General features: G+C 65.3%; 19 protein-coding genes and 1 tRNA gene. 12 read left to right on the top strand and 8 right to left on the bottom strand.

Annotated elements, in window-relative coordinates:
* Positions 1-91 precede the first annotated feature (91 nt).
* Positions 92-1,369 (top strand): GNAT family N-acetyltransferase, encoded by a 1,278-nt coding sequence (locus J3367_RS09175; RefSeq protein WP_024349831.1) that lies wholly within the window; start codon positions 92-94, stop codon positions 1,367-1,369.
* 7 nt (positions 1,370-1,376) lie between these two features.
* On the opposite strand, the gene J3367_RS09180 is transcribed toward J3367_RS09175, so the two are convergent.
* Both J3367_RS09180 and J3367_RS09185 read right to left on the bottom strand, forming a co-directional pair.
* Positions 1,377-3,029 (bottom strand): AMP-binding protein, encoded by a 1,653-nt coding sequence (locus J3367_RS09180; RefSeq protein WP_421460729.1) that lies wholly within the window; start codon positions 3,027-3,029, stop codon positions 1,377-1,379.
* Positions 3,030-3,055: 26 nt separating this feature from the next.
* A tRNA-Leu gene (locus J3367_RS09185) sits at positions 3,056-3,140 on the bottom strand.
* A gap of 154 nt (positions 3,141-3,294) precedes the next feature.
* Between J3367_RS09185 and J3367_RS09190 the strand changes: the two genes are divergently transcribed.
* The 3 genes from J3367_RS09190 to J3367_RS09200 are packed head-to-tail and all read left to right on the top strand — an operon-like array spanning position 3,295 to position 5,373.
* Positions 3,295-3,876, top strand: a complete 582-nt coding sequence (locus J3367_RS09190) for a YqaA family protein (RefSeq protein ID WP_024349833.1) — start codon at positions 3,295-3,297, stop codon at positions 3,874-3,876.
* 11 nt (positions 3,877-3,887) lie between these two features.
* Positions 3,888-4,421: a disulfide bond formation protein B gene (locus J3367_RS09195; RefSeq protein ID WP_009210769.1), complete on the top strand. Its 534-nt coding sequence runs from the start codon at positions 3,888-3,890 to the stop codon at positions 4,419-4,421.
* Between the two features lie 46 nt (positions 4,422-4,467).
* The gene (locus tag J3367_RS09200; RefSeq protein WP_024349834.1) at positions 4,468-5,373 is read left to right on the top strand and encodes an AEC family transporter; all 906 of its coding nucleotides are present in this window, start codon (positions 4,468-4,470) and stop codon (positions 5,371-5,373) included.
* Here the strand turns inward: J3367_RS09200 and J3367_RS09205 are convergent.
* The 3 genes from J3367_RS09205 to J3367_RS09215 all read right to left on the bottom strand — a co-directional run bounded on the left by J3367_RS09205 (position 5,366) and on the right by J3367_RS09215 (position 8,158).
* A complete protein-coding gene (locus J3367_RS09205) occupies positions 5,366-6,580 on the bottom strand; it encodes a DUF3095 domain-containing protein (protein WP_024349835.1) in 1,215 nt (404 codons plus the stop codon). The two genes, J3367_RS09200 and J3367_RS09205, sit on opposite strands and share 8 nt — an antisense overlap.
* A gap of 167 nt (positions 6,581-6,747) precedes the next feature.
* Positions 6,748-7,308 carry an HNH endonuclease gene (locus tag J3367_RS09210; RefSeq protein ID WP_009210766.1) on the bottom strand — a complete coding sequence of 187 codons (561 nt, stop codon included), beginning with the start codon at positions 7,306-7,308 and terminating at the stop codon, positions 6,748-6,750.
* Positions 7,309-7,486: 178 nt separating this feature from the next.
* Positions 7,487-8,158 (bottom strand): DNA-3-methyladenine glycosylase family protein, encoded by a 672-nt coding sequence (locus J3367_RS09215; protein ID WP_155898415.1) that lies wholly within the window; start codon positions 8,156-8,158, stop codon positions 7,487-7,489.
* A 74-nt stretch (positions 8,159-8,232) separates the two neighbouring features.
* On the opposite strand from J3367_RS09215, the gene gluQRS reads away from it, so the two are divergent.
* The 3 genes from gluQRS (at position 8,233) to J3367_RS09230 (ending at position 10,574) form a co-directional block, all read left to right on the top strand.
* Positions 8,233-9,165, top strand: coding sequence for a tRNA glutamyl-Q(34) synthetase GluQRS (gluQRS, locus tag J3367_RS09220; protein ID WP_024349837.1), 933 nt, complete (start codon positions 8,233-8,235; stop codon positions 9,163-9,165).
* Between the two features lie 166 nt (positions 9,166-9,331).
* Positions 9,332-10,222 carry a DMT family transporter gene (locus J3367_RS09225; RefSeq protein ID WP_024349838.1) on the top strand — a complete coding sequence of 297 codons (891 nt, stop codon included), beginning with the start codon at positions 9,332-9,334 and terminating at the stop codon, positions 10,220-10,222.
* A 163-nt stretch (positions 10,223-10,385) separates the two neighbouring features.
* A complete protein-coding gene (locus J3367_RS09230; protein WP_024349839.1) occupies positions 10,386-10,574 on the top strand; it encodes a twin transmembrane helix small protein in 189 nt (62 codons plus the stop codon).
* A 484-nt stretch (positions 10,575-11,058) separates the two neighbouring features.
* On the opposite strand, the gene J3367_RS09235 is transcribed toward J3367_RS09230, so the two are convergent.
* Complete coding sequence (locus J3367_RS09235) at positions 11,059-13,344, bottom strand: restriction endonuclease (protein ID WP_421460734.1); 2,286 nt, start codon at positions 13,342-13,344, stop codon at positions 11,059-11,061.
* 295 nt (positions 13,345-13,639) lie between these two features.
* On the opposite strand from J3367_RS09235, the gene J3367_RS09240 reads away from it, so the two are divergent.
* The 5 genes from J3367_RS09240 to J3367_RS09260 all read left to right on the top strand — a co-directional run bounded on the left by J3367_RS09240 (position 13,640) and on the right by J3367_RS09260 (position 18,125).
* A complete protein-coding gene (locus J3367_RS09240) occupies positions 13,640-14,212 on the top strand; it encodes a cob(I)yrinic acid a,c-diamide adenosyltransferase (protein WP_024349842.1) in 573 nt (190 codons plus the stop codon).
* A gap of 251 nt (positions 14,213-14,463) precedes the next feature.
* Positions 14,464-15,201: a rhomboid family intramembrane serine protease gene (locus J3367_RS09245; RefSeq protein ID WP_024349843.1), complete on the top strand. Its 738-nt coding sequence runs from the start codon at positions 14,464-14,466 to the stop codon at positions 15,199-15,201.
* Between the two features lie 200 nt (positions 15,202-15,401).
* The gene (locus J3367_RS09250; RefSeq protein WP_024349844.1) at positions 15,402-16,151 is read left to right on the top strand and encodes an electron transfer flavoprotein subunit beta/FixA family protein; all 750 of its coding nucleotides are present in this window, start codon (positions 15,402-15,404) and stop codon (positions 16,149-16,151) included.
* Positions 16,152-16,234: 83 nt separating this feature from the next.
* Positions 16,235-17,164 (top strand): electron transfer flavoprotein subunit alpha/FixB family protein, encoded by a 930-nt coding sequence (locus tag J3367_RS09255; RefSeq protein ID WP_024349845.1) that lies wholly within the window; start codon positions 16,235-16,237, stop codon positions 17,162-17,164.
* A 79-nt stretch (positions 17,165-17,243) separates the two neighbouring features.
* Positions 17,244-18,125, top strand: coding sequence for a 3-hydroxybutyryl-CoA dehydrogenase (locus J3367_RS09260; RefSeq protein ID WP_024349846.1), 882 nt, complete (start codon positions 17,244-17,246; stop codon positions 18,123-18,125).
* Positions 18,126-18,134: 9 nt separating this feature from the next.
* Here J3367_RS09260 and J3367_RS09265 read toward each other — a convergent pair whose 3' ends face one another.
* Positions 18,135-18,392 carry an AbrB/MazE/SpoVT family DNA-binding domain-containing protein gene (locus J3367_RS09265; RefSeq protein ID WP_024349847.1) on the bottom strand — a complete coding sequence of 86 codons (258 nt, stop codon included), beginning with the start codon at positions 18,390-18,392 and terminating at the stop codon, positions 18,135-18,137.
* Between the two features lie 157 nt (positions 18,393-18,549).
* On the bottom strand, positions 18,550-18,753 hold the full coding sequence (locus J3367_RS09270; RefSeq protein WP_024349848.1) for a hypothetical protein: 204 nt from the start codon (positions 18,751-18,753) through the stop codon (positions 18,550-18,552).
* Positions 18,754-19,223 lie beyond the last annotated feature (470 nt).

Consider the following 19,223-nt stretch of genomic DNA (forward strand, 5'->3'; position numbering starts at 1 on the left):
ATATGCCTTGTTAAGCCCCTCCCGCTACTTTGTAGCCGACTACGCATGATGCGTGGCCAGCGGATCAGGCAGGGGCTGCTGAAGGTGACCCATGGTAGCCAAACCCTCGATGAGTGATCTCATCGGCGGACTCCCGCCGATGGCCTCGGTCGTGCCGCTGCACGAGGGCCCGGTGAATGCGACTCCCGAACTCGATCTGACGGTTCCGTTCGGCCGCGTCTCGCGCCATTTGTCGATCTATGCACCGAATGCAGTTTTCGGCCTGATCGACGAACTGGCCCATCTGTCGCGGCGCGCGATCGAAGCCAACGTGTTCTTCGACCCGCAGTTTCTCGCACCGGCCATGCCGCGTCTCGACGACCGCAAGGTGCGTCTCATGGTCGTGCGCGACGAGAAGGGCAGCCGCAGCCGGCTTCGCCTGCTGATGCCTTTCTCGGTCGAACGGTCGGCCTTTATTGGCGGCGTCGCGACGATCCGTGCCTGGACGCATCCCTTCGGTCCTCTGGGAACGCTGCCGGTGGACGGCGACGATCCCGCCGGCACGCTGTCGAATTTCCTGTCCACCCTGACCGCCCCCGAACTCGGCCTGCCCGACGTGCTCGTCATTCCGGACGTGCGCATCGACGGATCAATGGCGACGACACTGCTCGCCGCCGCCGCGAAAGCTGGTCTGCCGACGGCCGTCGCCAACCGCGTGTCCCGCGCAGCGCTGATCAAGAGCGCCGATACCGTTCGGCCAAGTCCGCTCTCCGGCCGCCGCCGCCGGGAACTCGCCCGCCAGACCCGTCGTCTGTCGGCAACCGGTCCGGTGTCGCTGGAGACTGCCCGGCAACCCGACGACGTGCGGCTGGCGCTGGAGGATTTCTTCTCGCTCGAGGCAAGCGGATGGAAGGGCCGTGCGCGGACTGCGCTGATCATCGACCGCTACCGGTCCGCCTTCGCCCGCGAGGCGATCAACGCGCTCGCACAGGACGACCGAGTCAGGATCTATACGCTGAAGACAGGCAGTCGCCCCGTGGCGAGCCTCGTCGTGCTCGTCGACCGCGGACAGGCCTACACCTGGAAGACCGCTTATGACGAGGCTTTCGCCGCCACGTCTCCGGGCCAGCAGATCGTCGCCGCCGCGACGCAGGCATTGCTCGCCGATCCCGCCGTTGAGCGTGCCGATTCCTGCACCGTCCCCGACCATTTCGTGATGAACCGCTTCTGGCCCGATCGCATCGCGGTGGGCACGATCGTCGTTGGCTTGACCCAGGAAACCGGGGGGCGTGTCGACAAGGTCGCCCGGGGGTTGGCCTCCATGCGCCGCTCGCGCAATCTCGCGCGCATCATGCGCCAGCGCGTGCAGGGGATGCTGTCCTTCCGCTGACCGGCCTTCAGGCTGCGCTCGCCTTCGCCGCGCCCTGCGCTTCGCGCGCGGCACGATCGCGGAATTCACGCCGCACGATCTTGCCGCTGGTCGTCAGCGGCATCGCGTCGACGAAGGCGATTTCCCGGGGATATTCGTGGGCTGACAGCCGCTCGCGCACATGGAGCTGGATCGTACGGGCGAGATCGTCGCCGGGCTCATGGCCGTCCGCGGGAACGATGTAGGCCTTCACGATCTCGGTGCGCAGCGGATCCGGCTTTCCCACGACGGCTGCCATGTGGACGGCCGGATGGGCGAGCAGGCAATTCTCGACCTCTCCCGGTCCGATCCGGTAGCCGGCGGAGGTGATGATGTCGTCGTCGCGCCCGACGAATTCGACATAGCCGTCCGCGTCCATCTGTCCCTGATCGCCGGTCAGGAGCCAGTCTCCGCGAAATTTCTCGCTCGTCGCCTTCGGGTTTTGCCAGTAGCCGAGAAACATGACCGGGTCGGGCGCGGCGATCGCAATCGTGCCGGTGACGCCACGGGGCACTTCCCGGCCGTCCGCATCGACGATCGCCACCTTGTGGCCGGGCACTGGCTTGCCGATGGCCCCGGCGCGGGAGACGCCGAAGGCGGCCGCCGATCCCAGCACCATGTTGCACTCGGTCTGGCCGTAGAATTCATTGACGGTAACACCGAGAACGTCACGCGCCCAGACGAAGGTGTCGGCGGGCAGCGTCTCGCCGGCCGAGCCGACCGTGCGCAGATCGAGCCCGGCGAGCGCCTCAGCATTTGCAGCGCCCTTCATCATCCGCAGCGCCGTCGCCGGCAGGAACGCGTTGCGCACCTTCTGTCGGACCATCAGCGTGAAGGCCGCGGCCGGGTCGAAGCGTTCGCGCGAATAGACGACCGGTACGCCGAGCAGCAGGGACGGGAGCAGCGCGTTGAGAAGACCGCCGGCCCAGGCCCAGTCGGCGGGCGTCCACATCCGGTCGCCGGCCTGCGGCATGTTCTCATGGTGAAAGCGCATGCCCGGCAAATGGCCGAGAAGCACCCGGTGCCCGTGCAAGGCGCCCTTCGGGGAGCCGGTTGTGCCGGAGGTGAAGATGATCATCGCCGGATCGTCCGGTGTGGTCTCGGCAATGGCCGCCATGCCCGCCGCCGCGCGTTCGAGATCGCCGAGTTCAGGCAGCTCGCCTCGGGTCGCCCCGACGGTGACGATGTCGGTGAGATCGGGCAGGGCCCCGGTGATCTCCTCCAGGACCGGCAGGCCGTTCGCGTCGATCACCACCAGCTTCGCGCTGCTGGCACGCAGCCGGAACTCCAGCGCCTCGGGTCCGAAGCGCAGCGCCAGCGGCACGGCGATGGCGCCGAGGCGGTAGACGGCCAGATGGACAATCACCGTCTCGAAGCTCTGCGGCAGGACGATCGCCACTCGGTCGCCGCGCGTCACGCCGCGCGCTGCGAAGGCGGCGGCCAGCCGCGCCGAGCGCCGCGCCAACTCGCCATAGCTCATCGTCGCCGCCGGCTCGGCACCGCGATCCTCGATCAGGCAGATTCGATCCGGTTCGTCGCGGGCCCAGGCATCGGCACAGGCCTCGGCGATGTTGAACCTGGCCGGCAAGTCCCAGTGGAACCCGGAATACAGAAGATCGTAGGGGGTGTCGGTGGTCGTCATGGCGTTCCGAGACTGTGCCGGAACATTGGTGCCCCTGGCCGGGATCGAACCAGCACTCCTTGCGGAACGCGATTTTGAGTCGCGCGCGTCTACCAATTCCGCCACAGGGGCGAACGGTTCAGATCCGTTCGTTGGCGGACTATAGCCGCGGCGCCCTTCGGGTCAATGGTCCGCGCATCGGCTTTCGCTGTCCGTTGCGTTCGCCTGCCGATCGTCCTATGCGGGCGACAGGGTCAGCCCCGTTTTGCTTCCACGGACATCCGCCATGCTCCGCCGCCTCTATGACTGGGTCATGTCGCTTGCCGCGACCCGCCATGCCGAGCGCGGCCTGGCCGCCGTCTCCTTCATCGAAAGCTCCGTTTTCCCGATCCCCCCGGATGCGCTGCTGATTCCGATGGTCATCGCCCGGCCACGCAGCTGGGTGCGGATCGGGCTCATCTGCACCGTCGCATCGGTGCTGGGCGCGTTTCTCGGCTATGCCATAGGCGCCCTGTTCTTCGACCTGATCGGCCAGCCCATTCTGGAGATCTATGGCAAGGCCGACGCCTTCGCCGAACTCAGCGCCCGCTACAACGCATGGGGCGGCTGGGCCGTGCTCTTCGCAGCGCTGACGCCGTTTCCCTACAAGGTGCTGACCATCTTCTCCGGCGTCACCGGGCTGAACCTCGTCACCTTCACGATCGTCTCGATTGTCGGTCGCGGCCTCCGTTTCTTCTTCGTGGCCTGGCTGTTGCAGCGCTTCGGCGCCCCAATTCAGGGCTTCATTGAGAAGAATCTCGGGCTGCTCTTTACCCTCTTCATGATCCTTCTGTTCGGTGGCTTCGTCGCCGTTCGCTATATGATGTAACGGATGATGGCATGGCACTGACTGACCGCTTCCAGCGCCCGACCGGCTTTCGACAGACGCTGGCTTCCGGCTTCCTCCTCGCCGGGACCGCGATCACGGTCGGCACGGCGCTGCTGTTCCAGTATGTCGGCGGCTACATTCCCTGCGCGCTGTGCCTGCAGCAGCGCATTCCCTACTATGTGGCGATCCCGCTGGCGCTGGTCGCCTTCGTGGCGGCTGCGGGCCGCGCACCGGCGCTGCTGACCCGGCTGCTTCTCCTGGCGATCGGCGTGATCATGCTGGTGTCGCTGTATCTCGGCGTCTTCCATGCCGGTGTCGAATGGGGCTACTGGCCCGGCCCGACGGACTGCGCGCAGGTTGGCGGCGGTGATCTGGGCGGCGGGGACCTCCTGTCGGCGATCGACGCCATCCGGCCGCCGTCCTGCGACGAGGCGGCGGGACGCTTCCTCGGCCTGTCCTTCGCCGGCTGGAATGCCATTGCCTCGGCCCTCTTTGCCGCCGTCGCGCTGCGCAGCGCGGTTGCCAAGGCCGATCGCTTCGCTTGAAGCATCCGCCGGGCCTGGCGGACCGGCGCTCCCCTGAAAGCGAAGCATGTCGACGCTGTTCCTCACCCTGTGGCCGCTCTTTGCCCTGATCCTGGCGGGCCTGGGCTTCCGCCGCTCCGGCTTTCCGGGCGAGGGCTTCTGGCCCGCCGCCGAGAAGCTCAACTACTTCGTGCTGTTTCCGGCGCTGCTGTTCTCCAGTCTCGCCAACGCACCGCTGGCCGATCCGTCGATCCTCAAGCTGGCCGGCGCGATCTTCGCGGTGCTGGTCGCCGCATCGCTTGTCATGCTCGCCTTGCGCCGGGTCTTCGCCTGGCCAGCCGCGCGCTACGGGCCGATCGTCCAGGGCATCACTCGGTTCAATACATATCTCGGCCTTGCCATGGTCGCGAGCCTCTATGGTCCCGACGGCTTGGCCCGTGCTGCGGTCATCCTCGCGGTCATGGTGCCGACGGTGAACGTCCTCTCGGTGATTGCGCTGACATCGGAGCGCCATACCAGCGCGCGCGAACTGGTCATGCCGGTCCTCCGCAATCCGCTGATCCTCGCCTGCCTCGCCGGCGCGGTCGTGGCGGCGCTCGGCCTCGGCATGCCCTTCGGTATCGATCGGCTGCTCGGTCTCATGTCTGCGGCCAGCCTGCCGCTCGGCCTGCTTTGCGTGGGGGCTGCCCTCAAGTTGAAGGCCGCGCGGGCCGAGACGACCATCCTGACCGTCAACAGTCTGGCACGACTGATCGCCATGCCGCTGCTGGCCTTCGCCGTCGCCCGGCTGATGGCGCTGCCGCCCCTCGACGGCGCGCTCCTGGTGATCTTCTTTGCCCTGCCGACCGCGCCGACGTCCTACGTGCTGACGACCCAGCTGAAGGGCGACGCGACGCTGATGGCGGGGCTGGTCACGTTGCAGACGCTGCTTGCCGCCGCCAGCCTGCCGCTGGTCCTGGCGCTGCTCATCTGACCGGGCCGGCCGTTCTGCCGGCCATGTCGGCCGTGGCCATTGCCGCCGCCGCCGCATAGCCGCCTGCCGCGCCGTCGACGAAATGGACGTGGTCGCTGCGGCTTGCGGAGGGGACGAAGCAGGTCATCAGCGCCGCGGCTTGACGATGCGTTCCGGTCCGCGCGAGCCCCGCCGCACGGGCATCACGCAGCCGCGCCTCGATCCGATCGGCCACTGCGGCGGTGCAGTCGAGGGTCATGCGCAAGCCGTCGTCGAATTTGCGGAAATCGCTGTTGCGCGCCAGTTCCGACCGATAGCGCGCCGGATCGAAGGCCCCGACCCGCGTGCCGGTCACGAAGCTGAGATGCGACAGCAACGTGCGGATGCCGACGGAGAGCCGGGACGCCCAGAGCGGAAGCCCGGTCATCGCCTTGCGCACTTCCGCCTCGATGGGAAGTCCCGCTGGCGGCCAGTGCAGTTCCGGCCCCTCCGGCGGCACGGGATTGCCGTCATGCCCCTCTTCGACGCCGAGCTCCAGGATGTTGCGCGCGAGAGCCGCGAAGGCATCGGGGGACGCATCCGGTCTCGGCAACAGAACCACCGACAGGATGAGGTCCCGGCGCGCCGGAATCTCGGAGAAGCGGCAGGACAGGCCGGCGAGGTCCGGGCGGGCCGTCGCCCCGTCTTCCGGTTCGATCCGGAATGCCCCGGCCTTCATCTGCCGTTCGGCCCAGGCGAGCCCACCGCCGGCGAACATCGCATAGGACACGTCGGGCGAGGGGGCGAAGCGGGCGATCTGCACGTCACGGCCGTTGTCGCGGATCGTCGCGACCGGCACCATCGCCACCCGCAAGGAGAGGCCAAAGGCACTCTGCGCCCAGCCCGCGACGGATGCGAGCGCGGCCCTGCCGATCTCGGCCTGTGCGGCAGGCAGGGCGAAGCCGGCACCGTCGCCGCCGAAGACGAAGGGGAATTCGCGGCCATGAAGGCCGTTCGCCACCGCCGCGATCACCGCCGCCGCGACCGTGTTCACGCGCTTGTAGCCGCCCGAACTGACGGCGTCGGTCGAGCGGACGATGTCGGCAACGCCGACGACCCAGTCTACCGGGAGAGGGCGATAGGCGCTGGCATCGCCGAGGCCGAGAATGCTGCTGGAAACGGGAAGGGCTTCGTAGAAGGCAAGGTCGGTGGACGCTGTGCCGCCGTCATCTGGTCCCGTCGCGCCCATCCCGATTCCTTGCCCCTTCCCACGGGGCTGCTGCCCGTCAGGCAATCATCTAGGGCGCAGTGACCAGAGCCGTCCACGACCGCGCGCGCAAAACCGCGTGACGGGATGGCCGCGAACGTTTGGGTCGGCGGTCCGCCTTCGGCAGTGCGCAGTCGCCGGCGAGCGGCCTATTCGGGATCGAGCTCGGAATCCCAGTAGAGATAGTCGAGCCAGCTCTCGTGCAGGAAGTTCGGAGGGAACAGCCGGCCATTGTTGTGCAGGTCGTGGACGCTCGGCTGGAAGGGCGTCTGGTGAGGGAACATCCGGGCGGCTTTCGGCATCAGGCCGCCCTTCTTCAGATTGCAGGGCGAACAGGCCGCCACGACGTTTTCCCAGGTGGTCAGGCCGCCGCGCGAACGCGGAATGACGTGGTCGAAGGTGAGTTCGTGGGGCGAGCCGCAATACTGGCACTGGAAGCGGTCGCGCAGGAAGACGTTGAAGCGGGTGAAGGCCGGATAGCGTGCCGGCTTGATGTAGGTCTTGAGGCAGACGACCGAGGGCAGGCGCATCGAATAGGTCGGGCTATGCACCGCACGATCGTATTCGGCGAGGATGGTCACCCTGTCGAGAAACACCGCCTTCACCGCGTCCTGCCAGGACCAGAGGGACAGAGGATAATAGCTGAGCGGCCGGAAGTCGGCGTTCAGAACGAGGGTGGGGGATAAGTCCTGAGTAACCGCGATCGTCACAGGTAGTCTTCCTACCTCCCATCGAGAAAAACCAAGCTGGTGCGAGTATCGTGCGCCATCGTGTCGGGTTTGTGAAGCCTCGTCCCGCAGGGGACGGCGGCGTCGTCAGGCCGGCATTGCAGCCCCTTGCCGGCGGACGCGACGGAAGATCTGTGGATAAATGCCGCAGCGCGTTACGTCAGCTGGTGGGCGCCGCCTCGCGCCGGGTGATCGCCGCGTAATAGGCCCAGAACAGCCGCGCTGCGACCGAGCGCCACGGCGCCCAGGGCAGGGCGAGCTCAGCCGATTGCCGGGCGCTCGGGCGGGTGTCGTGTTTGAAGGCGTGCGCCAGGGCCACCTGCAGCGCCAGGTCGCCCGAGGGGAAGATGTCGGGATGGCCGGCGCAGAAGAGGAGGTAGCATTCGGCCGTCCAGGGGCCGATGCCGCTGACCGCCACCAGCTCGGCGATCGCGGCGGCGGCCGGCGCGGCGTCCAGCCGGGCGAAGTCGAGGACGCCGCCATGGACTGCTTCGGCGACGGTCCGCATCGTCCGCTGCTTGGGACGTGACAGGCCGGCGCGGCGGTAGGCCGCGTCGTCGGCCGACAGGAAGGCCTGCGGATCGGCGATGTCGAACGCGCTCTCCAGCCGGGCGAAGATCGCCTCGGCGCTGGCGCGGGATACCTGCTGGGCGACGACGATGCGGGCAAGACCCGGCAGGCCGCCGGGATCGCGGCGCAGCGGCAGCGGTCCGGCGACCGCGGCAATGGCGCCGAGCCGCGGATCGGCGCACAGCAACGCGGCCAGACCCGCTGCGACATCGGCGTCGCTGCGAATGATCCCTGCCTTGCCTGGCACATCCTGCGGCCGCATGGTCTCGCCCGTCTGTCATGGTGCTTGCCAAAAGCGACCGTAGAAGTCGCGCCAGACGAGAGGAAGCCGATTCGATGCAGCCAGCGCCAGCCGTTTTCCGATTTGCCCCGAGCCCGAATGGCGAGCTGCATCTCGGCCATGCCTATTCGGTGCTGGTCAATCACCAGATGGCGCGGGAAGCGGGCGGCGAGTTCCTGCTGCGCATCGAGGATATCGACCAGGCCCGCTGCACCCGCGAATACGAACGCCAGATCGAAGACGACCTCGCCTTTCTGGGCGTCGACTGGGACGCGCCGCCGCGCCGCCAGTCGGAGCATTTTGCCGACTACGCCGCCGCGCTGGAAGCGCTGGCCGATGCCGAGCTGATCTATCCGGGCTTCATGTCGCGCGGCGAGATCCGGGCCTTTGCCCAGCGCTACGAAGACGACGAAGCGACGCCCTGGCCGCGCGATCCGGACGGGGCGCCGCTCTATCCGGCGCTCGACCGTGACCTGTCGAGCCGCCAGCGCGAGCGGAAAATGCGCGACGGCGAGCGCTTTGCCTGGCGGCTGGACACGGCCAAGGCGGTCGCCACGCTGGGCACGCTGACCTTCGCGGAAACCGGCCTTGCGCCTGAAGCGGGTGGCGGCGAAGTCGTGGCGCAGCCGCTGGAATGGGGCGACGTGGTGCTCGGCCGCGTGGAGACGCCGACGAGCTACCATCTGTCGGTGGTGGTCGACGACGCGGTTCAGGGCGTGACCCATGTGGTGCGCGGCCGCGACCTGTTCCCGGCGACCAGCATCCACCGCCTCTTGCAGGCGCTGCTCGGCCTGCCGGTGCCGCGCTACCACCATCACGAGCTGATCCTGGGGCCCGACGGGCGCAAGCTGTCGAAAAGCGCCGGCGACACCGCGATCCGCGCCTTGCGCGAGGCCGGGCTCGGCGCCGAGGACATTCGCCGCATGGTCGGCCTGCCGGCTGCGCCGCCGGCCCATGACGTCGGCCGGTCGGCCAGACGCTCCGGCTAGCGGCCCCGCGCTTGCCGGCCCGCGGACATCCCGGCGCTGCGTCGGCGCCCGAGCGCAAACACCGCCGGCGCGATTTCGTCATCCCGCCTGACGGTTCCGCCTTTCGGCGCGACCGTGGCCCTGCTAACCAGTGGCCGATCCCCATGACAAGAAGGCCGACCCGCCCGTGCAAAGGCTGCTTCCATTCTTTCCGGTCGTCTTCGTCCTGCTCTGGTCGACCGGCTTCATCGGCGCGCGCTATGCGATGCCCTATGCCGAGCCCTTCACCTTTCTGAGCCTGCGCTATGCGCTGGCGCTGGCGATCCTCGGCACGCTGGTGGTCGCCATGCGGGCACCCTGGCCGGGCCGCTGGCCGGCCATGCACGCGATGATCGCCGGCAGCCTGATCCACGGCGTCTATCTCGGCGGCGTATTCTTCGCCGTTCGCCATGGCCTGAACGCCGGCATCGCGGCGCTGATCGTCGGGCTGCAGCCGATCCTGACGACGATCCTGGCCGCCAGCTTCCTCGGCGAGCGGGTCCGGCCGCGCCACATTATGGGCCTCGGCCTCGGCCTTCTCGGCGTCGCGCTGGTGATCCTGCCCAAGCTCGACGGCGACGGCGCCTATGGCGTCCTGACGCTCGGCCCGGTGTTCCTGTCGGCGATCGCCATCTCGGTCGGCTCGGTCTGGCAAAAGCGCTTCGTCGGCGGCGTCGACCTTCGCACCGGCACGGCCCTGCAATATCTCGGCGCCTTCGTGCCGACGCTGATCCTCGCCATGACCGTCGAGACCATGGACGTGACATGGTCGGGCGAACTGGTCTTCGCGCTGGCCTGGCTGACCATCGTCCTGTCGATCGGGGCGGTGTTCCTGCTGCTCTTCCTGATCCGCGAGGGCGCCGTCTCCTCGGTCGCCTCGCTGATGTATCTGGTGCCGGGCGTCACGGCGGTGACGGCCTGGCTCCTGTTCGGCGAGACGCTGACGGCGATCCAGCTCGCCGGGCTGGTGCTGGCCGGCGTCGGCGTCGCCGCCGCCACCCGCGGCGGGCGGGCCCGGGCGATTTCCAAGAGCGTCTGAGACGCCTGAGGCGCGCACGGCCCGAAGCGCCCGCACAAACCGGCCCGGCCCAACCGGCCCGGAGGCTGCGACCGATCGCCGGGGCCGCCGCCCTTCGCCTCGGCGGGCGGCATGCCTATATGAGACCCGCACACACGCAAACCGAACCGCCACAAGGGCCGGCATGTCCGACTTCCTCACCTATATCGCCCTGGCCGTCATGATCGCGACGGCCGGCGTCCTGATCGCCGGCCTGTTCAACATGATGAAGGGCGGCGACGGCAATCGCTCGCAACGGCTGATGCGCGCCCGCGTCATGCTGCAGGGCGTCGCCGTGATCCTCATCGTCGGCGTGCTGCTGCTCGCCCGCTAGCCGCTCCCATCGCCAGGCAGCAATCCCCGGACGGACGCACGCGCCCCGGCCGCTGTTGCCCCGCGCCCATGCGGCCGCGGCCTCGCGCCCGGACGGGCCGAAGGGATGGAGCAGGCAACGGGACGCCGGAGGCGAACCCCTCGACGGTTTAATGTCATGCGGTTCGCCTCCGGCATCCCGCGCGGCGTCTTGAGCAACCCTTCGGCACGGGACCCGCAAGGGCGATCCGTGGCTGCCGGCTCTTCACGCCCGAAGGCGCTCAAGCGGACCGTTCCGCAGCCCCCTCGTAATGGGGGACGGTCCGGCGGTGCGAAGGGCCGTCCGGGCCGGGGCTTCTCCGGAAGAAGCCCCGTCGCGGACGCCGCCCGCCAGCCCCCGAACGATCCCGGTGATCATTCGCGCCCGTTCCGCGGGCCAGCGGTCAGGGCAGTATGGGGGAGGGGCGAGGGGTGGGGATAAGTTTGGTCCTCAGCAGTTAAAACTGCTAACTCGACTTCTTCAGCGACGAGAACATCGACTGAAGGTCATCGTTGGTAAATGATCCGCTCGAGATTGGTCGCTGGCTTTGAAAATCCGCTCCTGTTTGCGGACGGACATCTTCTTCCCATTGGCTTCTGAGATCTTCTTCGTATTGTATAGCTGAAATCCGCTCCTCAAACTCACTTTCCTTTAAGTAATCTACTGGCGCTGAGGTGAAGCTTTTGATGCTTGCGATGTGTTCCAGCCATCCTCCGATTACCTCCTCTGGATCGTCGTCGTGACCAATAGCGTCCATGTCGAGTATATCCACCGCATCAACAGCAGCTTGCACGAAATTATCAAATAACACTTCCGGAATTTCTATTTGAGAAGATTGGAGGTAGGACGCGAGTGTCGCGAGCTCTTCAAGCTCGATTTCGTGATTCCGTTCGGGGTCTAGGTACCTAGAAAGCTCCATACGGAGGTATCTGGCATAGGCCCGCGCGTGGGGCAGATACCTAAATTTCCCCTCCTCAAATGCTTCGATCAGAGAAGGGAGATAGGGCTCATTAATCCAGAAAAGACTTCTAATATCTGACACGCGAATGCGCTCACAAAAATGATCGCCACCAGTTGCTCCGACAAGTTGACCACAAAAATCGGCAATTTCGTCGAGCGGAAGACGTCCGTCAATGCGACCCGCGATCAAGCTTTCTAGCAACTCGTTTGCTATTTGCACGCGGACTACGTTATCAACGCTCGTTCTGACGTTATTCCAGAACGAGACGGCGGTAGCTAACGTAGGAACACAGCGCGCGAGCGTTAGGAGTACGGTTGCATCGGAGGTCTCGCGAGAAAGATAATCCTGTATTGATGGATTGATGAAGTTGGCTATATTGCAATCAATAATTACAAATGAAGACTTCACCTCGCGAACTGTCTCGTCGAAGATCGCAGAACGCATTTGCTCCTGGGCGATAATATTGAATCCGACCATAGACTTTTCGAAGAAGATCCGGAGTTTATTTAGATTTACGCCGGTTACTGGGTATATATCACGTTCGCAGAAGAAAAGGCAATAAAGCAGAACCTGGGCGCCTGTAGTTATGTGTTTTTTGAATGCCTTATCCCAAATCTTATCCGGATAATTGAGCGTCTGAAGGAATGCGTTTGGATATTCCGCTGGTGGAGTATCGCGTTGCCTCAATTCGTCGGTCATCCATTGTATTATGCGCGGCATGTAGTTGCTATGATCAACGATCCTGCGAACAGTATCTCCATCTAAAAGGCTCTGTATAGATTTCTCATCAATCTCTGAATGGTAGAGGTGATTGTATAAGATTCTTGCCTTCAGCTCCCTAGTGTAGGTTGCGAGGTTGAGAACCATTTCTGAAAGCTCAACCTCTCTGTCATCAAGCGCTTCTGACTGGGTGCGAGCTGCGTGAAGGATGTAGGAGCGTGTCGTGAGAACGAATTTCTTTCGTTTGTCCTTATGTACCTTAGACATAAACTTGACGATTTTACTGTCGGCTCTGCCCAGCGACACGGGGTCGAGTCTGATTTTTCCAAGGAAGTCGTCGAACACAAAGATTTGGGATTTTTCACGGTGAAACGCGCGAAAACCTTCATCTATTTTCGAAATCGCAACTAATTCCCAACCCGCTTCAATGTATCGCGCGGCGATAAACTGGGCCAGTGTTGTTTTCCCTACGCCAGGCGGGCCAGATACAATCAAGTTGTGTGTCGCTTTGAGAATCTCTTCTGATCTCTGGAGGCTCGGGTTGACTACAAATATCTTGAGTATTCTCTCAATTTCGTCCGCGGTCGCTTCCGTAAACACGGCAATTTCGTTTGTCAAAAGCCTCTCGAGTACGGTAGCGCTGGACAGCCAAAGCTTGATATTCCGCCTCTCAACATCAGCATGAGCGGTAATGTATGCGTTCATTTCTGACCGCCCCCAAACGTTCGGGGCCGTCACAGATGGGTGGTCCAGCAAGGAAACTATAGTAGATTTCCTTGCCACCGTAAGCGGCTGAGATGTTACGAAATAATATTCGGTCGGGTACAGTGTGTGGACATTTTTCTTCTCTAGCTTCACGGCTTTCTTTAGATCGGACCATGTACTGTTTTTATAGTGCTTAGCTTGTAAGACTATTTCATCACTCGCTCGGCTATGTCGGCCGTCAACTCCGCCGTCAGCTCCGACAGAAAATCTTTCGAACCTGAGGCCAGTTTCTGCGGAAACGAGATCAACACAGAGGCCTTCGAATTCAATCGGTGACAAGTTGGCGAAATCGTAACGGTCAGACATCGAAAACTACTCCCAAGCGAGGAAGCGTAATGCTACCGATAAAGGTGGAACAATCCACCATTTCCTGGTCATTTCGGTGCTTGGGCTCATAGGTTCTGCAGCCGGATTGGCGATAGTGGCGCTTCAGAGGTCGTCGTTGACTCAAGTCGCGTTCCGGTGACGCCAATTTCGAGCGTGTGCGATTGCGTTAAAAGATTCCGTCGGCGGTACGTTAATTATTGCTGCTTTAAGTCCTTCTTTGCCCCCCTGTCCTCCGCCCCTCCATCCCCTATGATGTCGCCAAACCGGAGACATCATGGTCAAGCTGAACAAGATCTACACGCGCACCGGCGATGCCGGGGAGACGGGGCTCGGCAGTGGCGAGCGGCGGTTGAAGAGTGATCTGCGGGTCGAGACCTACGGCACGATCGACGAGCTCAACGCCGTTCTCGGGCTGGTGCGGCTGCATGCCGAGGGCGAGCTCGACGCCATGCTGGCGCGCATCCAGAACGAATTGTTCGATCTCGGCGCGGAACTGGCGACGCCGGAGACCGGCGAGCCTCTGCCCTACGAGCCGCTGAAGATCGTCGCCTCGCAGGTCGATGCGCTGGAGCGCGAGATCGACGCCATGAACGCGCGGCTGGAGCCGCTGAAGAGCTTCGTCTTGCCGGCCGGCTCGCCCGCCGCCACCCATCTGCACCATGCCCGCACCGTGGCGCGGCGGGCCGAGCGGCTGATGGTCGCTTTGGCGAAGAAGGACGGCGAGACGGTCGCCGAGGTGGCGCTGCGCTACGTCAACCGCCTGTCCGACCATCTGTTCGTCGCCGGCCGCATTGCCAATGACGACGGCAGGGCGGATGTTCTGTGGGTGCCCGGCGCCAGCCGCTGAGGCGGCGGGATCGCCGACGCGGGGCGCACGGCCGGGACGGTTCGCGGCCCGGCGGCGTCTCCGGGTGAGGGGGCTGGCGTGGCGCGGCGGGCCGGGCGTCGGCGGTGACAGGGGGGCGCGGACGGTCGCGGGCGCAGTGGTTTCGGCTTGCGCTTTGGTCGGGAGCCCCGGCCTGGAGCCCTCCGGTCGAAAGCCGTTGGCCAAAAGCCCCCGGCCAAAAGTCCCCCGGCCAAGAGCCTGAAAGGTCCACCGTGTTCGTCCCCTTCTACGACGCCAACCGCCTGCGTCATATCCGCTTCCAGTATGTGACGGTGGGGCTGATCGCGGCCAATGCGCTGGTCTATCTGTTGGCCAAGGCGAGCGGCGAGACCGGGGCGTTCCTGTCGGCCTTCGAGATCTCCTACGGCTTCATCCCGGCGGTGGTGAACGGCTATGCCGAGCTGCCGCCGGCCTATGTGGCGGTGCCGGGCTGGCTGAACTTCCTGACCTATTCCTTCCTGCATCTCGACATCTGGCATATCGGCGGCAACATGCTGTTCCTCTGGGTGTTCGGCGACAATGTCGAGGACGCCTTCGGCCATGTGAAGTTCCTCGTCTTCTATCTCGCCTGCGCGGCGGCGGGGGCGGGGCTGCATGCGCTGATGTTTCCCGGCTCGGAGGCGACGCTGATCGGCGCGTCCGGGGCGGTGTCGGGCGTCGCGGCGGCCTATCTGATGCTGCATCCAAGGGTCTGGGTCTGGGTGCTGGCCTTCGGGCGCATTCCGCTGAACCTGCCGGCCTGGCTGCTGCTGATGGTGTGGATCGGCCTGCAGTTCGTGCTGTTCGCGTCGGGCGCCGAGGACGTGTCCTATGCCGCCCATGCCGGCGGCATCCTGGCCGGGGCGGCACTGACGCTGGTGCTGCGCCGGCGCGGCGTGGTGCTGTTCGACCGGCAGATCCAGACGCCGCGGGCGGTGGAGCTGGAGCCCAGCGACACCGGGCGATCGTGACCCGGCACTTGCAAGATCGGCGCGGGAACCGCACAAGGCCGCTACGAGACCGCGAAATTTTGACCATTACGTAAAAGTCAGATATCGCTCGCGGCCAATCGGCTCCGGTCGCCTGCGCGGATATCGCGACGGCGACGCCGGGCCGGGCAGGACATGAGGCTTTCGGGCGCTCGGCGCCCAAAAAGGGAGAGACACGACCGATGAAGGTTCTCGTCGCAGTCAAGCGCGTCGTCGACTACAACGTGAAGATCCGGGTCAAGCCGGACGGCACGGGCGTCGACCTCGCCAACGTCAAGATGAGCATGAACCCCTTCGACGAGATTGCCGTCGAGGAGGCGATCCGCCTGAAGGAAGCCGGCACGGTGACGGAGATCGTCGCGGTGTCCGTCGGCCCGCAGCAGGCGCAGGAGACGATCCGCACGGCGCTCGCCATGGGCGCCGACCGCGGCATCCTGGTCAAGACCGACCAGCCGACCGAGCCGCTGGCCGTCGCCAAGATCCTCAAGGGCGTCGTCGAGGCCGAGAGCCCGGACCTCGTCATTCTCGGCAAGCAGGCGATCGACGACGACTGCAACCAGACCGGCCAGATGCTGGCGGCGCTGCTCGGCTGGAGCCAGGGCACCTTCGCCAACAAGATCGAGCTGACCGACGGCAAGGCGACCGTGACCCGCGAGGTCGATGGCGGCCTGCAGACCGTGGCGCTGAAGATGCCGGCGATCGTGACGACCGACCTGCGCCTCAACGAGCCGCGCTACGCCTCGCTGCCGAACATCATGAAGGCCAAGAAGAAGCCGCTCGAGGAGAAGTCGCCGGACGATTTCGGCGTCGACATCGCGCCGCGGCTGGAAATCCTGAAGACCGCCGAGCCGGGCAAGCGCGAGGCCGGCATCAAGGTCGAGAGCGTCGACGTTTTGGTCGACAAGCTGAAGAACGAAGCCGGCGTGCTCTGAGCACGCGCCTTGAAGGATTGGATGCCGGCCGGCCGCGCGCGGAACGCGCAGGCGACCGCCGGATGCCAGGGAGACCCGCGATCATGACCACGCTTCTCATCGCCGAACACGACAACCAGACCCTGTCCGAGCAGACCGCCAAGGCGCTGACCGCCGCCGCCCAGATGGGCGGTGACGTGCATGTGCTCGTCGCCGGTTCAGGCTCGACCGCCGTCGCCGAGGCCGCCGGCCAGCTGGGCGGCGTCGCCAAGGTGCTGCATGCCGATGCCGAGGCTTATGCCCACGGCCTCGCCGAGCCGCTGGCCGACCTCGTCGTCAGGCTCGCCGAGGGCTACGACGCCATCGTCGCGCCGGCCACCACCGCCGGCAAGAACGTCGCGCCGCGCATCGCCGCGCTGCTCGACGTGATGCAGATCTCCGACGTCGTCGTCGTCGAGGGCGCCGACACCTTCCAGCGGCCGATCTATGCCGGCAACGCCATCCAGACGGTGAAGTCGACCGACGCCAAGAAGGTGATCACCGTGCGCACCTCCGGCTTCCAGGCCGCCGGCACCGGCGGTTCGGCAACTGTCGAGGCGGTTGACGCGGCCGGCGATCCGGGCCTGTCGACCTTCGTCGAGGAAAAGCTCGCCCACAGCGAGCGGCCGGAGCTGACCAGTGCCAAGATCATCCTGTCGGGTGGCCGCGCGCTGGGCTCCAAGGAGAAGTTCGACGAGGTGCTGCTGCCCGTCGCCGACAAGCTCGGCGCGGCGATCGGCGCCTCGCGGGCGGCGGTCGATGCCGGCTACGCCCCGAACGACTGGCAGGTCGGCCAGACCGGCAAGGTCGTGGCGCCCGATCTCTACATCGCCGTCGGCATCTCCGGCGCCATCCAGCACCTGGCCGGCATGAAGGATTCCAAGATCATCGTCGCCATCAACAAGGACGAGGAAGCGCCGATCTTCCAGGTCGCCGATTACGGCCTCGTCGGCGATCTGTTCCAGATCCTGCCCGAGCTGAAGGACAAGCTCTGAGCGTCCGGCGCGCGGCTTTGACGAAGCCGCGCGCCGCCGCTAGGTTCGCGACGCAACATCGAAGGTGAGCGAAGGCGCGATGGCGGACAGTATCAAGCACGTTGGCATCGTCGGCGCGGGGCAGATGGGCTCCGGCATCGCCCATGTCTCGGCCCTCGCCGGCTACGGCGTGACGCTCTACGACATCGCCGAGGACCGCACGAGCGCCGGCCGCGACAAGATCGCCGCCACCCTCGACCGCCAGCTCGCCTCGCAGAAGATCACGCCGGCCGACCGCGACGCGGCGATGGCGCGGATCACCACCACCACCGACACGGCGGCGCTCGGCACCGCCGATCTCGTCATCGAGGCGGCGACCGAGGACGAGACGGTCAAGCGCAAGATCTACCGCGAGATCTGCCCGCATCTGGCGCCCGGCGCGATCCTGGCCACCAACACCTCGTCGATCTCCATCACCCGGCTGGCCTCGGCCACCGACCGCCCCGAGCGGTTCATGGGCATCCACTTCATGAACCCGGTGCCGGTGATGAAGCTGGTCGAGCTGGTGCGCGGCATCGCCACCGAGGACGCGACCTTCGAATCGGCGCGCCACTACGTGACCGCCCTCGACAAGACGATCAGCGTCTCGGAGGATTTCCCGGCCTTCATCGTCAACCGCATCCTCCTGCCGATGATCAACGAGGCGATCTACGTGCTCTACGAGGGCGTCGGCTCGGTCGAATCCATCGACACCGCCATGAAGCTGGGCGCCAACCATCCGATGGGCCCGCTGCAGCTCGCCGATTTCATCGGCCTGGATACCTGCCTGTCGATCATGCAGGTGCTGCATGACGGGCTGGCCGATTCCAAATACCGGCCCTGTCCGCTGTTGGTGAAATATGTCGAGGCCGGCTGGCTCGGCCGCAAGGCCGGCCGCGGCTTCTACGACTATCGCGGCGAGACGCCGGTCCCGACACGGTAGGCGGCGCGGTCACGGTGCCGCAATCGCCTCGATCGTCAGGGGCGGACCGGCATGATGCGCGTTGAGCGTCCCGAACGTGTCTTCGAGACTGCCGAGCGGCCGACTGGGATCCGGGCGGGCTCCGGGCGCTGCGGCGCTGAGGCTGACCCTGCCTTTCGGATCGAGCTTCACGGCAAGACTTTCGCCAGGATTCACGCCGAGATGGTCGAGCACAGTCCGGTCGAGGGTGACCGCGCCTCTCTTCGTGACGGTCAGGAAGGTTGTCATCGCGCTTTCTCCCGGTAGTCCGGAAGCGTAAGCCGCCAGCATGTCAGGACAACAGGCTCGCGAGGATGCTGGTGTGGCCGGTCGCTATTGCGAGGGCGCAGCAGCCGAAGGGTGATGAACCGGGCGACCGGAAGAAGACCGCCCGGAACAATCAGGGCTAGGCTGCTCGTCGGCGCATCACCGCCTCGTCGTAGCTGCCTACGTGGGTCTTGTGGTTCTTGATCTCGCTTACCCGATCCTGGTCCACATCGAAGTGGGCTGCGATCCTGTTCAAGAACCAGCCATCCATAATCATGAGATGAATCTGGATGGCCCCCTCTCTCGTGATGGTACGAGAAGGTTTGTTGTGGTCATGCGTCATCGTTAGAGTTCCTTGACTCTTGCAACGATGCCGAGCTTGACGAGTTGGGACAATTGACTCACAAAGGAGTCGGCAACAGCCCACTACCCCGCGCGCGGCACCAACCACGCGGGCTAAATGAGAAGGCTCCGTAGCTTGCCGGCGCGGAGCCTTTTTCATTTCATCAAGCAAAGACGTAGCCGGAGTCCGGATGAGTTGGCAAGGCGCGCGGAGGCGCGCCCCCAACCTAGACCGGCGACGTTCGCATAACCTCTTGATACTCATAAAGGTTCGGTGGTTCCTCCCAGCCCAACCTGCTGTTGCGTCACGTGCAACAACGCTTCTTCATACGCCGGACCTGCCTGATTCGCCAGCCATGCTGCGACGCACCCGATTCGCGAGCGCACTCAGATTGATAGCCCCCTCCTGCGAGTTTGGGGTCAGTGAGGCTGACCATGGGGCAACCAATCGCCGGCGAAGACAGCAATTCG

The sequence above is a fragment of the Aurantimonas sp. NFXS3 genome, from assembly GCF_049132005.1.
GTDB lineage: Bacteria > Pseudomonadota > Alphaproteobacteria > Rhizobiales > Rhizobiaceae > Aurantimonas > Aurantimonas coralicida.

Bases quoted from the DNA above. Each gene is read 5' to 3' on its own strand.
- J3367_RS09175 (WP_024349831.1), top strand. From the start codon at position 92: ATGGTAGCCAAACCCTCGATGAGTGATCTCATCGGCGGACTCCCGCCG.
- J3367_RS09180 (WP_421460729.1), bottom strand. From the start codon at position 3,029: ATGACGACCACCGACACCCCCTACGATCTTCTGTATTCCGGGTTCCAC.
- J3367_RS09190 (WP_024349833.1), top strand. From the start codon at position 3,295: ATGCTCCGCCGCCTCTATGACTGGGTCATGTCGCTTGCCGCGACCCGC.
- J3367_RS09195 (WP_009210769.1), top strand. From the start codon at position 3,888: ATGGCACTGACTGACCGCTTCCAGCGCCCGACCGGCTTTCGACAGACG.
- J3367_RS09200 (WP_024349834.1), top strand. From the start codon at position 4,468: ATGTCGACGCTGTTCCTCACCCTGTGGCCGCTCTTTGCCCTGATCCTG.
- J3367_RS09205 (WP_024349835.1), bottom strand. From the start codon at position 6,580: ATGGGCGCGACGGGACCAGATGACGGCGGCACAGCGTCCACCGACCTT.
- J3367_RS09215 (WP_155898415.1), bottom strand. From the start codon at position 8,158: ATGCGGCCGCAGGATGTGCCAGGCAAGGCAGGGATCATTCGCAGCGAC.
- gluQRS (WP_024349837.1), top strand. From the start codon at position 8,233: ATGCAGCCAGCGCCAGCCGTTTTCCGATTTGCCCCGAGCCCGAATGGC.
- J3367_RS09230 (WP_024349839.1), top strand. From the start codon at position 10,386: ATGTCCGACTTCCTCACCTATATCGCCCTGGCCGTCATGATCGCGACG.
- J3367_RS09235 (WP_421460734.1), bottom strand. From the start codon at position 13,344: ATGTCTGACCGTTACGATTTCGCCAACTTGTCACCGATTGAATTCGAA.
- J3367_RS09240 (WP_024349842.1), top strand. From the start codon at position 13,640: ATGGTCAAGCTGAACAAGATCTACACGCGCACCGGCGATGCCGGGGAG.
- J3367_RS09250 (WP_024349844.1), top strand. From the start codon at position 15,402: ATGAAGGTTCTCGTCGCAGTCAAGCGCGTCGTCGACTACAACGTGAAG.
- J3367_RS09255 (WP_024349845.1), top strand. From the start codon at position 16,235: ATGACCACGCTTCTCATCGCCGAACACGACAACCAGACCCTGTCCGAG.
- J3367_RS09260 (WP_024349846.1), top strand. From the start codon at position 17,244: ATGGCGGACAGTATCAAGCACGTTGGCATCGTCGGCGCGGGGCAGATG.
- J3367_RS09265 (WP_024349847.1), bottom strand. From the start codon at position 18,392: ATGACAACCTTCCTGACCGTCACGAAGAGAGGCGCGGTCACCCTCGAC.
- J3367_RS09270 (WP_024349848.1), bottom strand. From the start codon at position 18,753: ATGACGCATGACCACAACAAACCTTCTCGTACCATCACGAGAGAGGGG.